Consider the following 15,245-nt stretch of genomic DNA (forward strand, 5'->3'; position numbering starts at 1 on the left):
GTTATTCTCCTTTAATTGGGATCGTAGCGCTGGCTTTCGTTAACGTAACGCTATAAATTTGGGAATCAAGTTTTTTAACCGTACCGTAAGAGAATGAGCCAGTTTGTATCTTCTTACCTTCTTCTACACGTATAATTGTTGAAGTATGGTTTGGTAACCCTTTATATGCAATGTGAACAGCATCATCTTCATAAGAAACATCTAGGTCACCAGTTTGATAAATTTTCATAGAAGCAGTTGCTTCACTTTGGGTCATACTTTTTATATAAGGATATTTTTCTTTGATTTCTTTAATTGTCGTTTTATAAGCTTTAAATAATTCTTCCCATGTTAAGTCACCTGAGCGTTTTTCATCAAGGATATCATCTGGATGGACGAAATGTGAGATAACCCCTAAATTTGCGGTAACATCAGTTAAGATAAATTGCTCTTCATCTGTGATAGCATAGCCACTCGTAATACGCGGGAAGTGATAAATGTTTTTGTTATATTCATCTGGTCCAAATTCTTGAATTAAACTGCCGTTACTTTTACCTCCCACATATAGAGAAGCAACTGTTTCCATAGTTGGAACCGCGTCGTTTAATGCACTTAATCCAGTTGTATTTATAATATTGGATGGTGGTACATAGGTTTTTAATTTTTCGTTTGGAAAGAAGTTATACACGAGTTTTTGTAGAGCATCTAAGGAGTTCTCCATATCCTCTTTTGAATTCCACGGAACATATTCAAGTGCTTTATCTACTGGGTCTGGTGGTAATAATAAAGGTTGATGGTTATAGCCATGAATACCTATTTCCCCGCCGTGACTTAATAATTCTCGCCCAAATAATAAATAGGTATTTCTATTTTTACCTGTGAAATCTTCAAAGGGTGGCGTTACTTTATTTTGGTATGTCCCAATTGCAACACCCGTATATTTAATATCAAGCTCTTCAGAGATATCCTTCATATTTTTCCACCAATGTTTTTTATAAAATTCTTCAACAGAAATTTTTTCTGTTGTTAAGTTTTTTAGTTCTCCACTTGGAATCGGAGATGGGAAGTCATCGATATACATAATCTCCGCTCCAAGTTGCGCTGTAGCGAAAGCCGGGAAAATAGTACCCAGTGATTGAACGAACATACCCCTGCCTAATTTATCGTTCAATGCTGTTGTATTCCAATATAAGACTTTTCCTTCACCGTAGTCATTGGTCCAAAGAATGGGAGTATCTTCTGCCGTAATCCAAGTATTAGTGGTATTCTCATCTAGCATAATATTCATTGAGCTATGAGTAAACAATGCAGAAGAACTTGAGAGATTTGGATAACCAGGGAATAAAACTTCTTCAAAAGTTAATCCTTTCGCATCTTTGAATCCTTCTTTTTTTGTAATACCGAATAGGGCGTTCCAGGAAGGATCTGAATCAAGTCGGTTTGCGATAATAATCCTTCCGCCCATTTGTACAAAATTTTGAATATCAGCTTGTGGAAGTTGCTCCATTATTTCACCTGTAATAATAATCCCTGTATAGGGAGAGGGATTAAGTCCCTTAATTTCATTAGCTGTAATATCTTTATAGTGTAGATGTGCGTAATCCATTGCCTTCTTCGTATTAAATTCGACTTGTTGTCCCAATGTATTATCCGTTTTTAAAACGTATAATTGCATTTTCTGTCCATTTTGAGTTACATCTTTTGCTTTGAGTGTTTTAACAGTATCTGTTTCTTTAGCTTTAGGAACAGAAAACTTTTGATAAAAATTTTCTGTTCGATATATAAGAATGGATAAAATTAAGAGAAATAAAATGATACTAATAATCCCGATATATATATTAATCCCCTTTTTCAATGTGTGTGCCTCCAAACTGCCTTACAAATAATTGATATTTACGCGGTAGTATATTAATTATTTTTGCATCTATTAGGTTATTGATTAAGTTATAGAGCTTGTCCCATAACTTTTGGTCATAATATATTTCAAGTAATCCAACATAACCGTAATATGATTCAGGATAGAAGTGAATAAGATTTAAAAATTGTTCTTCAGACTTTGCATATTGTTTTGTGTGTAGAAACAGATTTCCAAGTTGGAAAGGGTAAAGAGACTCGTTAGGGAATAGTTCTACACTTTGTGTAATAAAATTCATAAATTCATCGATTACTTTTTCTTTTTGCTGATTAGAAAGGAGACCACTGTCTATATATCTTAAATAGTTAGAAACCAATTCCTTTGCAATTTCATTTTGTGGATTTTGTAAAAATTGCCTATTTAAGTATTCAATCTGTTTTTCGTACCGTTCATTTAGTAAATTGATAGTAGTTGCTGCGTAATGTACAGTTTCAGGATCTTTATGGTGAATTGCTTCTTTCAATAATCCACCTTCATTAGAAATAGAGGAGGAGCTTAACTGTACAATGAGTTGTTTATGTAATTCAGGCTTATCTAGTTCTAATCCAGAAGAAAATGAAATTAAGTCCATATCTTGTTTAGCTGATTCCAAAATATCTTCGTAATTATCAACGTGAAAGGCAACATAATCAGAGTATTGCTGTAACCACTCGGTTTTGGATCTTCGTATATTAAGTAATAACATGATTACTGATACAATAAGTCCGATAAGCGGGAAAAGAAGAGAGATAATTAAGCAAAATTCAATAATTCCTTTTTTATCTTCAGCAATTAAACTTTTTGTAAATCGAAATAAAAGAAAAACTAAAATAGCGTAAATAAAATAAAGAAGGAGTAAAATCATTAGACTATCACTCCTTTAGAAGAAAGAGCATTTTGTATACGAGTTTGAACTTGTAGTAAAAACTTTTCTTCAGTGCCAGGTAATAAAATCATAATTTTTTGCTCGGTTGTACTATAACCGAATATATCAATATATCGTAAATGATCTTTTAAAATAGAATTTATTATTTCTAAAGAATCTTGTGGAGCATTGAACTCAAAATAGGAATATGGATAAGATAATGTTTCGTACCGTTTCTTTTCTATTTTTAGTAAATGTTCAAATTCATCTTCATAATAAATGTTTGTCTTAGGGAATGTGCGATCCTCTTGACTTGATAGCCAAAGATTAGAAGCGTTTTGTAAACGATCACCCATCCAGCGTAAATACCATGTGAAAAGTTCGAATTGCTCAGAAGTTACCTTTGAAAACTCGATTTCGTCTAATATAATGACGTATTGTACATCATCTTGGAATAGGACGGGACCAACTAAAAGTGGAGCATCTTGAAAATCCTCATCTGTACGGAAAAAAGGTCGATTATGAGCTAGCGCATTTTTGATGACTAACGAAGCGTTGTTAACAAAAATAGATTGAGATAATGTATTTTTACCAGTTTCTGATCTTAATTTAATACGAAGCGATTGTTTATTGTTATCGACGTGATAGATACCAATTTTTTTTGCTCCAAAATACATTTTTAATACATTCATTCCTTCATCGAGTACAATTTCAGGATGTGTATGATTTAAAGCTTTAAACATATGATACATTTTAGATAAATGGTTATTTGATTCAAGTACGCGAGAACGTAGTGTAATACGTGTTTCATCCAATTGTTTCACAACATATTTTAATTCTTTATTTTCAGCCTTCAGCTCATTATTGATCATATGTACATCTTCATAACGTTCTTTTTGTGAAGTACTCATTAGTCCACAACATAAACTAATAACAAGTAAGAAAATCCAACTTATCCAGTAATCTGATGAATAAAAGTACAGTAATACATCATTTTCTTTATATATACCGCTTATAAAAATGTAAATCATTGCTTCTAGAAAGGTGAAAAGGGAAATAGATATGCCATACCGGCTAGAAATAATTAATGTAATAAATAAGAGCAAGAAGTATTCATACATTGGTGTTAGAAAATCAGTTAGTATTGAGAGAAAAAATAGGGCAATAAAGAGAATCGTAGGTTCAATCATCTTTTGGAATAAATTAGATTGTCTATAGTGCATAAAAAAATCCCTTCTTTCGTTTGCAATTTTAATTTTGAGGAATAGTACACTGAAATAAAATACATAATTTAAAAGAATTATTTTAAGATATATAATATATGAAGCCCAAATCATTTTATCAACAGGGATGTAGTAAATTCAAGTGAAATAAATTCTAATTTCTGTTAATGTATTGTATTTATTGGAATTTTTATAAAATATCGAGTTTGAAAAAATGTAAAATGTTATGGTATTACTATATTTGTATTAACATTTAAAACGATAAAAAATTACAGTTGTATAGGGGGTAATATTATTATGGAGTGGAAACGTTCCATATGCTTTTTAGCTATATTTTCTTTTATTTTTTCCTCAAGTACATCCGCACAAGCAAATGTTGTGGAACCAGTTTTAAAAAATGTACGAAGTTATAAAATTTATTATGGTGAAGCAAATGAGCAAGTAATTGAGAGACTTTCAACGTATGACATGGTTATTATAGAGCCATATGCATTTACGAGAGAACAAGTTCAGCAATTAAAAAAATCAGGAACGGTAGTCCTTGGTTATGTTAGCGTTTTAGAATTAGAAGCGTGGCATAAGTCACAAGTAGTTGAATCAGACTATTATTATAGAAACGGTAAGAAAATGAAGATTGAGCAGTGGAATACATATATTATGAACTTAGCTGATGAACATTACCGTGGGATTGTTGTTAATAAAGTAAAACAGCAAATTATTGGAAAAGGCATAGATGGGGTGTTTTTAGATACAGCTGGTGATATTGATGACTATTTTTATGATCAGCCAGCTACACAAGGAAAATTCCGAGAAGCATATGTAAATTTATTAAAAGAAATTAAAAGTGTTGATTCCAACCTACTTCTTATACAGAATTGGGGATTTGACACAATCAAAAATACATCCTTGAATTTTATACATGGTGTATTGTGGGAAGACTTCAATAAACAAGTTATTGCGAAAGATGAATGGAGTCAAAATTGGATGCGCTATTTTAAACAACAAAGTAATAAAATTATAACGTTTACTGTTACTCCAGATAACGTATCTAAAAAATATAGTTCTATAAATGGATTTATTCCTACAATTAATCCGAATGATATTTATGATAAATAGAAATTGTTAGGTCAGTAATACGATTATCTTATAAAGATGAATGTATTACTGACCAGCCCATTTTATCCCGCTATTTGTGGGCAGTAAAGCTCCCACTGATTAAAGTTTCACTTTATAATATTCTATGTTAGAAATTAGTAGAGTGAGATAGGGAAAATGTATCACCCTACTAATTTTTTATAGAAATAAAAAACGTAATCTTGAAAAGAATTCCAATACTTGTATCATGGTTAGAGTACGTTTATAATCAAGGAATCCTATTTAATGTTCTGATAGGGTTATTTATTATTGAAAGCGTTTTAAATTCGTTATTTTTTAAGGTAGGAAGTCTGACTTGTTCGGATTAAAAATTATGTATGTAGTTTTAAATAGGAAGAAAAATAATAAAGGATCACTTTATATTGTGGGGAGGTTAAAAGTGTGAAAGGGAAAGACTTTCACACGAATATATATGGGTTACGTAGGATTATTACTTTCAGGTGCAGCTTTATTTTTAAATAGTCTTGTTATATTGGGCAAAGTAGAGATGAAAAGTGCAGGTGTTTTTAATTTATTTGTGGGGGCATTACAAATTATCATTCCGTTCTATTTGATTATGATTTCTGATCAAAGTAACTGGACGGTATATTCATACGCAGCTACTTTTCTATTTGGTTTAACTTATTTATATGTAGGCGTTACTTTTATTAAAGGAATGGATAGTAGTGGGCTAGGCTGGTTCTGTATTTGGGTAGCAATTATTGCTTTATTCTATATGGTTGTTTCATTTGTTCAATTCCACGATGTTGTTAATGCGTTAACATGGTTTATGTGGGCATTACTTTGGTATTTATTCTTTGTATTAAATGCACAAAAAAAGAATATCAATCAATATCTTGGCAGAATTGCCTTTGTACAATCATGGGTAACATTGACGTTGCCTTCACTCTTTTATTTTATGGGAGTATGGGGCGAGGGCTTCGTATATGAACTATGGGTTTATGTATCAGTAATTTCTATTTTATATTGCTGCTATTGTATTTTTAAATATCGAGTACGTTAAAGTATCGTATGTAAGAAAGCATGGAATCTTTATAATGATTCCATGCTTTTTATTTATACTCAAGTTTATAATTAAGGTAGTAACTTACAATATTCAATTTTATAAAACAGGGGATGATGAATTTGAAAAAGGTATTGGTACTAGGGGGAACAAGGTTTTTTGGTAAACATTTAGTAGAAGTACTGTTGCAAGCTGGACACAATGTAACGATTGCTACGAGGGGAGTTACTGAAGATTCTTTCGGTAGTGCGGTAAAAAGATTGATTGTCGATAGAGAAGATGAAGAGCTACTAAAAGAGCGTCTAGAAGATAAAAGTTATGATATCGTATACGATAATTTATGCTATAGCTCGAATACAGCGAAGATAGTATGTGAAGTGTTAAAAGGAAAAACGAAGAAATACATTATGACATCTTCAATGGCTGTCTATGAGCCTGCGCTAGGCCTGTTAGAAGAAAACTTCAATCCGTACGAGTATACAATTACGTATGGAGGTAGGAATGATTTCAATTATAGTGAAGGTAAGCGATTAGCTGAGGCAGTTTTATTTCAACATGCAACATTCCCAGTCGTTGCAGTGCGTTTTCCAGTTGTTATTGGAGAAAATGATTATACGAAAAGATTACAATTTTACGTTGAACATGTTATGAAACAAGAGCCTATCTTTGTGGATCATGTAGATGGAAAGTTGTCATTTATACATGAAAAGGAAGCAGGAGAGTTTTTAGCATGGTGCGGAATGGAAAGCATAGAAGGTCCAATTAATGCTTGTAGTAATGGAGTGATTTCCATGGGAGAAGTTATTTGTTTCATAGAAGAAAACAGCGGGACAAAAGCTCTTATTCAAGAAGCAGGAGAGAATATAGCACCTTATAATGAAATAACTAATTGTACGTTACATAATAGAAAGGCTCGCGAATTAGGATTTCCGTTCCGAGAATTAAATACAGAAATAAAAAATGTTTTACAGTATTACATAAATATACTGAAGTAATCATAAATCCCCCGGTGGCAATCCGGGGGATTCTGGAGGATTTTTACAATACTAATTTTACATTACCAAACTTACCTTATACGCACGACTAATGTTTTTGTGATTGCATTGCTTGTAAATACTTTTCATTTACCTGGTCCCAGTTCACTGTATGCCACCAGTTGGTAACAAATTCTGGACGTCGATTTTGATACTTTAAATAATAGGCATGTTCCCATACATCGATGACGAGTAATGGAATCTTACCTTCTTGCAGAGGTGTATCTTGATTGGGTGTACTCATAACAGCAAGTTCTTCACCATCAAGGACAAGCCATCCATATCCACTTCCAAAACGGCTAATGGCTACTTTGGATAGTTGATCTTTTAAGTTGTCAAAGGTATTGAAATAATAATCAATTACTTTTGCAACGTCTCCATTAGGCTCGCCGCCACCTCGTGGGCTCATTACTTCCCAAAAAAGACTATGACAATAATGTCCACCACCGTTATTTCTGACAGCTGTAACAATTTCCTTTGGTAAAGTTTCTAAATTACATAGTAACTCTTCTAAAGATTTATTATGTAATTCCGTATAGTTTTCTAAAGCGGCATTCAAATTATTTACGTATGTCGCATGGTGTTTTTCATGATGAATAGAAAGCGTGTTACTATCGATATATGGCTCTAGTTCATCATAGTCATATGAAAGTTTTGGCAATTGAAATGAAGACATAACATTCCCTCCTTTCTCTCTAAAAGTTGGTCTAGGTAAAAATATTTTACCTGAGTCAAAAATACACCTATTTTTCATGCAAGTCAATAGTAATCTCTTTAATTTTCTGAAAAATATTACAATAAAAGTAACACTTCCACTTTCGTTTGTGACTCTTATCCTTTTTGCTTATACTGTAAAGTAGTAGTGTCTTGTTGAGATAGAAGGAGATTGTTTATGAGTAAAACGAAACAATTAATAGAGGAAGCAAGTAACTTTATTACTATTTGCTATAAGGAACTTAATAAAGAGCAATTAATAAAAGAGCGTATGGAAGAAATTTTAATAGAGATAGAAAAGACGGGCACGTATGAGCATACATTTGAAGAGCTTGTTCATGGATCACGAATGGCATGGCGTAATAGTAATAGATGCATTGGGAGATTGTTTTGGAGTAAGATGCACATATTAGATGCGCGTGAAGTAAATGATGAAGAAGGTGTATATAATGCATTAATTCATCATATTAAATACGCGACGAATGATGGTAAAGTTAAACCGACAATTACGATTTTTAAGCAATATCAAGGTGAAGAGAATAATATACGACTTTATAATCATCAATTAATTCGATATGCAGGATACAAAACGGAAATGGGAGTAATCGGTGACTCCCACTCTGTCGCATTTACTGATTTATGCCAAGGTCTTGGGTGGCAAGGAGAAGGCACAAACTTTGACGTATTACCACTTGTATTTTCTGTTGATGGAAAAGAGCCTGTATATAAAGAAATTCCTAAAAAAGAAGTGAAAGAGGTGCCAATTGAACATCCAGAGTACCCAATCTCATCTTTAGGAGTGAAATGGTATGGGGTACCAATGATTTCAGATATGCGCTTAGAAATAGGCGGGATTTCTTATACAGCTGCCCCTTTCAATGGATGGTATATGGGAACGGAGATTGGAGCGCGTAACTTAGCGGATCACGATCGTTATAATTTACTCCCAGCTGTTGCGGAAATGATGGATTTAGATACATCGAGAAACGGTACGTTGTGGAAAGATAAGGCGTTGATTGAATTGAATATTGCTGTATTACATTCCTTTAAAAAACAAGGAGTTAGTATTGTGGATCACCATACGGCTGCACAACAATTTCAACAATTTGAGAAGCAAGAAGCTGCTTGTGGACGGGTTGTAACAGGGAATTGGGTGTGGCTCATTCCGCCGTTGTCGCCAGCTACCACTCATATTTATCACAAACCGTATCCAAATGAAATTTTGAAGCCGAATTTCTTTCATAAATGATATTTAGTATAGGGGTTTCTTCTGCAAAATATAATTTTTTTTAATTACTGTTACGTAGCAAATGGAAGCCTTTACTATCGGTTATTTTTGGAAGGGTCTTTTTGAACCAAGAAGTTCCTTGTGTTATAATCAAATTTCTGTTTCGAAGACCTTATAGAAATATAAGGTCTTTTGTTTTGCTTTTTTATGTAATAGGAATAGAAATTTTCTTTTAAATAAGGGATTTAGCATATTTTTAGGGACAACATAAGTGTGTGGAAAATCGATTAATTATTATACTTATATAATCATTGTGTTTTGGGTGTAAACGATACAACATAATAAAGTTGTTTTTTTAGATTGCTGAGGAAGGAGGAAGTGTAAATGAGGATGAAGAGTCGAAAAACGGATTGGCCTGTATTTCTTATTAGTGGTGGCTCACTTTTATTATTTGTAATTGCAGTTATTTTAAATAAAAGTTATGTAGAGGGAGTCATTAATAGCAGTTTTGCAGCTTCAATTAAATATTTTGGTGCCTTTTGGCAGGTTTTATTAATTGGTACATTTATTGTTGCGATGTGTATGGCGTTCTCGAAATATGGGAGAGTTAAACTTGGGGGATTAGAAAAACCTGAGATTAGTACGGCAAAATGGCTCGCTATTATTATGTCTACATTACTTGCCGGAGGTGGCGTTTTTTGGGCAGCAGCAGAGCCAATGTATCATTTGATGACGGTGCCACCAATACATGAAGGTATATCTGCTGGAACGAAAGAAGCAGTCATGCCTGCCTTAGCACAAAGTTATATGCACTGGGGTTTCTTAGCTTGGACGATTTTAGGAACAATTAGTGCAGTAGTTATGATGTATGGGCATTATCATAAAGGTATGCCATTAAAACCTCGAACACTTTTATATCCTATTTTCGGTGAGAAATTGCGAAAGAGTGTGCTTGGAACGATGATCGATGTGTTTGCAATTATTGCGGTAGCTGCAGGAACAATTGGCCCAATCGGATTTTTAGGATTACAAGCAAGTTATGGTTTGCAAGCATTATTTGGAATTCCTGATGTGTTTACTACTCAATTAGCAATTATTATTTGTGTAGTAGCCGTTTCTACTATATCTGCGGTAACGGGAATTAATAAAGGGATTCAAATAATAAGTGATTTAAATGTTAAACTAGCGATTTTATTGATGGTGTTTGTGTTATTCTGTGGACCAGGTGGATTTATTATTGATTCATTTGTTTCTTCGTTTGGATTTTATATGCATGAATTTATTCCAATGAGCACATATCGCGGGGATACAGGTTGGTTAGGATCTTGGACAATCTTCTTCTGGGGATGGTTTATTGGATATGGACCGATGATGGCAATTTTAGTGAGTCGAATTTCAAGAGGAAGAACGATTCGAGAAATCATCGTTGCAATTGGAATTATTGCACCTATTATTACAACGTTTTGGTTTACGATTTTGGGAGGATCAGGTGTGTTTTATGAGTTAATGAAGCCTGGCTCTATCTCGGCTGCATTAAGTGAATCCGGTATGCCGGCAGCTATGATTGCAATTACGCAGCAGTTGCCACTCTCTAATATTATTGGACCGGCATTTCTTTTATTAACAATTTTATTTGTAGTAACAACAGGAGATTCAATGGCCTATTCTATCTCAATGGCAGTGACTGGAGATGGAGATCCTAGAATTAGCTTACGAATTTTTTGGTCGCTTATTATGGGAGCAGTTGCAGCAATTCTTTTATATATGGGTGAGGGAAGTATTAATGCACTACAATCCTTTATTGTAGTGACGGCTGTTCCTGTATCAATTTTATTATTTCCGATGCTATGGTTAGCTCCTAAAGTTGCAGGAGAATTAGCATTGAAGCAAGGAATTGTAGAAGAGAAAGATAAAACTGCTTTCTTATTCCAGAAGGCTAGTAAATCAAAATGATAAATAAACATTGAAAAGAGGAAGCATCTTAAATGAGATGCTTCCTCTTTTACGTTTAATCTAACACTTTTCCCTTTGTTTCTGGTACACATAATAGCATCGTAATCAATCCGATTGGATAGATGATAAAAATTAGGGATAATGCTCCAAGTAGATTGCCATCCGTAGCGAGTAATCCGATAATAACCGGTCCAAATCCAGCTAATCCACGCCCTGTGCCGAAAATAAAGTTTTCCGCTGTGGAGCGAGCTTCGGCAGGATAGTTTTCAGCTAAAATTGCCCCGAATCCTCCCATCATTCCATTTGCAAAGAATCCAAGTAGGGCACTTCCCCATAACAGTGATGTCGCATCTGTGAATAGGAAGAAGTAAATGAGGCAGTATATAGTACCGCCAATATAATATAATGAAAATGTTTTGCGGCGGCCAATTTTATCGGCTAGAATACCAAAAGTTGCAATCCCAATTAGCATACCAATAGTAGAAATGAACATCCAACCGCTTGCTTTTGCTAATGTATAGTTATATTTATTCGCTAAAATAGTTGGCATCCATGTGAAAATTCCATAATATCCGAAGTTCTGGATAAATGACATGATAATAAGACCAATTGTTGTTATTGTTACTTTTTTACTTGCAAATAACTTTCGAAGTGGGAACTTTTTCATATGTTTTAGTTGTTCCGCTTCAATAGTTGTCAAATTACCTTCAGCTTCCTTTTGGAGCAATTCCCTTTTGTAACGTTGCTTTTGCTCCCATATTTTCGGTTCGCTTAAACTTTTACGGACATAAACAGCTAATAAAGCGGGAATTAATCCAAATAAGAAAACAGCTCTCCATCCAAAATGCGGGACGATAAATGCTGGAAGGAGTGAAGCAACCAGGACGCCAAATTGCCAGCCAAGTGCAACAACTGATGTCGCTTTAGCGCGCATTTCTTTAGACCATGTTTCTGTTACGATGGCCATTCCAATCCCAAATTCACCACCAACGCCCATTCCAACTAAAAAGCGAAGAATTAATAATTGCCAATAATCTGTTGCGAAATAAATAAGTGCGGTTGCTAGTGAAAATAGCAAGATCGTAAAGGCCATTGTACGAATACGACCGAATAAATCAGCAATAAATCCGAATAAATAGGAACCAATTAACATCCCAATTGTTGTGGCTAATGTTAAGTTCCCTCCCTCGACAGGGCTAAGGTGAAATTCTTTTAGAATGTAGACAAGTACGAAAGATAAGAGCAACATATCTAGTCCTTCTGCAGCGTATCCTAGTGCAGAGCCAAATAATGTTTTATATCTTTTCTCTTTCGTCTCCTCTGTTGATGATTGTACATCAGTAGTAATGTTCATTATTACTCCTCCTTATTTTCTTCTACAGTCGCTATGGAAGAATAACAAAAGGCCTTCTCACCTGATATGATGAGAAGGCCAAAAAAGCATACGTATCCCTTAAAAAAGAACATACGTATATTATATTCCGACTTCCTTCTCAACCTCACGGGGTTGGGTTAAAGGACTGTATTATATTACTTTATTTTTAGCACTCTTCTGTTAGATTGTCAAATAAAGGGGAGATTGTTATGTGTAAAATATTTCAAAAAACATTTCATTCTTCTTGACGCCCACTTCATTATTTTCCCATAATAAAACTAACTAATATAAAAAGGAATGAATCACAGATGCTAAATTTAGTACTTATGATGATTGAACGCGTCGGGCTTATAGTTATTTTAGGATTTTTACTTTCTCATATTAAAACGTTCCGGCGTCTTCTTCATAAGCAAGACGGATATATGGATAAGTTTAAGCTTATTTGTATTTTTTCAGTGTTTACAATTGTAAGCAATTACACGGGGATTGAAATAGCAGGAAATACTATTATGAATGAAAATTGGTTACAAGATGTTTCATCATCCAGCACAATTGCGAATACACGAATTATGGGTGTGGGAATTAGTGGATTGCTTGGCGGTCCTATCGTCGGAATTGGAGTAGGTTCTATTGCGGGTATTCATCGTTATATGCTTGGCGGGACGACGGCAGTAAGTTGCGCAATCTCATCAATTTTGGCTGGGATTATAACAGGTTATATTGGATACATCTTCAAAAAATATAACCGTACTATTACACCTAAATTTTCTGCGGTTTTAAGTGTTTTTATCGTTACTTTAGAAATGCTTATGATTCTATTAATTATAGAAGATGGACTTAGTGTTGTGAAAACAATTGCGCTACCGATGATTCTTGTAAATAGTTTTGGCAGTTTTATTTTACTTTCGATGATACTAGCTATTTTAAGACAAGAAGAAAATGCAAAAGCTTTACAAACGCATAAAGTATTACGAATTGCTGATAAGACGTTACCATATTTCCGCCAAGGGTTAACGGAAGATTCTTGTAAACATGTGGCACAAATTATTCACCGCTTTACGGGAACAGATGCGGTATCCTTAACAGATACAGAGAAAATCTTAGCTCACGTTGGATTAGCATCAGATCATCATATTCCTTCACACAGTTTAATAACAGGTTTATCAAAAGAAGTATTAAAAACAGGGAAAATAATGAAGGCGAAATCACGTGAGATTATTAATTGTCAACATGAAGGGTGTCCATTACAAGCGGCAGTTGTTATTCCATTAACTTCACATGGAAATACGATTGGAACATTAAAACTTTATTTTAAAAACTCTAATCAATTAAGTCGTGTTGAAGAAGAGTTAGCGGAAGGGCTAGCGAAAATATTCTCCACACAGCTTGAGTTAGGTGAAGCTGAGTTACAAAGTAAGTTATTGCAAGATGCTGAAATAAAAGCGTTGCAAGCACAAATCAATCCGCATTTTTTATTTAATGCAATTAATACAGTATCAGCTTTATGCCGAACAGATGTAGAGAAGGCGAGAAAATTATTATTGCAGCTTAGCGTTTATTTTCGTTGTAATTTGCAAGGGGCACGACAATTACTTATTCCATTAGAACAAGAGTTGAATCATGTACATGCATATTTATCGTTAGAGCAAGCGAGATTTCCGAATAAGTATGAAGTGAAGATGTACATTGAAGAGGCACTAAAGGTGACTTTAGTTCCACCATTTGTGCTTCAGTTATTAGTTGAAAATGCATTGCGCCATGCTTTTCCGAAAAAGCAGCCAGTGTGCCAAGTCGAGGTACATGTGTTTGAAAAAGAAGGAATGGTTCACTTTGAAGTGAAGGATAATGGACAAGGGATTGAGATTGAACGTCTAGAGCAATTAGGAAAAATGGTAGTTCCATCAAAGAAAGGGACTGGAACAGCTTTATATAATATTAATGAACGACTTATCGGGTTATTTGGGAAAGAGACAATGCTTCAAATTGAAAGTGAATTAGAGCAAGGGACAACGATCCTCTTTGTAATTCCGAAAAAAGTAGAGGAGGAAAAACGGAGTGTTAAAAGTATTAGTAGTTGATGATGAAATGTTAGCGCGGGATGAATTGAAATATTTATTAGAGCAAACAAAAGAAGTAGAGATAATTGGTGAGGCGGATTGTGTAGAGGATGCATTAGAAGAATTAATGAAAAACAAACCAGATATTGTTTTTCTAGATATTCAGTTATCTGATGATAACGGATTTGAAATCGCAAATATATTAAAGAAAATGAAAAATCCACCTTCAATTGTGTTTGCTACTGCATATGATCAATATGCGCTGCAAGCATTTGAAGTAGATGCATTAGATTACATTTTAAAGCCATTTGATGAAGAACGTATCGTACAGACATTAAAGAAATATAAAAAACAAAAGCAAATAAAATTAGAAACAAAGCAAGATGTAAAGAGTATAGATGTAACGACCGAAATGCATAAATTAGCATTACCGATTGAGGAATCAATTGTACTTGTTAACATTGAAGATATTATTTATGTGGGGCTTGTAGATGGGAAAGTAACTGTAAAAACAATGAAAGAAACATATGTAACACATGATACGCTTGTCATTTTGGAAAAGAAATTACCACAAACAATTTTTATGCGTGTTCATCGTAGTTTCGTTGCTAATATTAATCATATTTCTGAAATACAGCCGTGGTTTAATTCGACTTATAACTTAATTATGAAAGAGGGATCCAAAGTCCCAGTTAGCCGTACATATGCAAAAGAACTTAAAAAGCTGCTTCGTATTTAAGAAGCAGCTTTTGCATTTCACCGTAT

Annotated in this window: 12 protein-coding genes; 7 read left to right on the top strand and 5 right to left on the bottom strand. The window is 34.0% G+C overall.

What is annotated here, in order from left to right; genetic code table 11:
• Position 1 precedes the first annotated feature (1 nt).
• The 3 genes from QCI75_RS00235 to QCI75_RS00245 are packed head-to-tail and all read right to left on the bottom strand — an operon-like array spanning position 2 to position 3,961.
• A complete protein-coding gene (locus QCI75_RS00235) occupies positions 2–1,834 on the bottom strand; it encodes a DUF2194 domain-containing protein (RefSeq protein ID WP_353759800.1) in 1,833 nt (610 codons plus the stop codon).
• The gene (locus QCI75_RS00240; RefSeq protein WP_144505319.1) at positions 1,818–2,738 is read right to left on the bottom strand and encodes a tetratricopeptide repeat protein; all 921 of its coding nucleotides are present in this window, start codon (positions 2,736–2,738) and stop codon (positions 1,818–1,820) included. The genes QCI75_RS00235 and QCI75_RS00240 overlap by 17 nt, the downstream gene beginning before the upstream one ends.
• Entirely contained in the window at positions 2,738–3,961 is a 1,224-nt protein-coding gene (locus QCI75_RS00245) for a GAF domain-containing protein (protein WP_353759801.1), read from the bottom strand. The genes QCI75_RS00240 and QCI75_RS00245 overlap by 1 nt, the downstream gene beginning before the upstream one ends.
• 297 nt (positions 3,962–4,258) lie before the next feature.
• On the opposite strand from QCI75_RS00245, the gene QCI75_RS00250 reads away from it, so the two are divergent.
• The 3 genes from QCI75_RS00250 to QCI75_RS00260 all read left to right on the top strand — a co-directional run bounded on the left by QCI75_RS00250 (position 4,259) and on the right by QCI75_RS00260 (position 7,114).
• The gene (locus QCI75_RS00250) at positions 4,259–5,077 is read left to right on the top strand and encodes an endo alpha-1,4 polygalactosaminidase (RefSeq protein WP_144505321.1); all 819 of its coding nucleotides are present in this window, start codon (positions 4,259–4,261) and stop codon (positions 5,075–5,077) included.
• A 451-nt stretch (positions 5,078–5,528) separates the two neighbouring features.
• The gene (locus QCI75_RS00255) at positions 5,529–6,119 is read left to right on the top strand and encodes an AmiS/UreI family transporter (protein WP_000542579.1); all 591 of its coding nucleotides are present in this window, start codon (positions 5,529–5,531) and stop codon (positions 6,117–6,119) included.
• Positions 6,120–6,235: 116 nt separating this feature from the next.
• Complete coding sequence (locus QCI75_RS00260; protein ID WP_425290556.1) at positions 6,236–7,114, top strand: NAD-dependent epimerase/dehydratase family protein; 879 nt, start codon at positions 6,236–6,238, stop codon at positions 7,112–7,114.
• 88 nt (positions 7,115–7,202) lie between these two features.
• On the opposite strand, the gene sodA is transcribed toward QCI75_RS00260, so the two are convergent.
• Entirely contained in the window at positions 7,203–7,829 is a 627-nt protein-coding gene (sodA, locus tag QCI75_RS00265) for a superoxide dismutase [Mn] (RefSeq protein ID WP_144505323.1), read from the bottom strand.
• 216 nt (positions 7,830–8,045) lie between these two features.
• Between sodA and QCI75_RS00270 the strand changes: the two genes are divergently transcribed.
• Both QCI75_RS00270 and QCI75_RS00275 read left to right on the top strand, forming a co-directional pair.
• Positions 8,046–9,116 (top strand): nitric oxide synthase oxygenase, encoded by a 1,071-nt coding sequence (locus tag QCI75_RS00270; protein ID WP_353759802.1) that lies wholly within the window; start codon positions 8,046–8,048, stop codon positions 9,114–9,116.
• Positions 9,117–9,479: 363 nt separating this feature from the next.
• Positions 9,480–11,048 (top strand): BCCT family transporter, encoded by a 1,569-nt coding sequence (locus QCI75_RS00275; RefSeq protein ID WP_144505325.1) that lies wholly within the window; start codon positions 9,480–9,482, stop codon positions 11,046–11,048.
• A 55-nt stretch (positions 11,049–11,103) separates the two neighbouring features.
• Here the strand turns inward: QCI75_RS00275 and QCI75_RS00280 are convergent, their stop codons facing one another.
• On the bottom strand, positions 11,104–12,402 hold the full coding sequence (locus QCI75_RS00280) for an MFS transporter (protein WP_353759803.1): 1,299 nt from the start codon (positions 12,400–12,402) through the stop codon (positions 11,104–11,106).
• A gap of 329 nt (positions 12,403–12,731) precedes the next feature.
• Here QCI75_RS00280 and lytS point away from each other — a divergent pair, with 329 nt between their 5' ends.
• On the top strand, positions 12,732–14,501 hold the full coding sequence (gene lytS, locus QCI75_RS00285; RefSeq protein WP_144505327.1) for a two-component system sensor histidine kinase LytS: 1,770 nt from the start codon (positions 12,732–12,734) through the stop codon (positions 14,499–14,501).
• A complete protein-coding gene (locus QCI75_RS00290; protein ID WP_002159687.1) occupies positions 14,479–15,219 on the top strand; it encodes a LytR/AlgR family response regulator transcription factor in 741 nt (246 codons plus the stop codon). The genes lytS and QCI75_RS00290 overlap by 23 nt, the downstream gene beginning before the upstream one ends.
• The last annotated feature ends 26 nt before the right edge of the window (positions 15,220–15,245 follow it).

This window comes from Bacillus cereus group sp. RP43 (assembly GCF_040459645.1).
Taxonomy (GTDB): Bacteria; Bacillota; Bacilli; order Bacillales; family Bacillaceae_G; genus Bacillus_A; species Bacillus_A mycoides_C.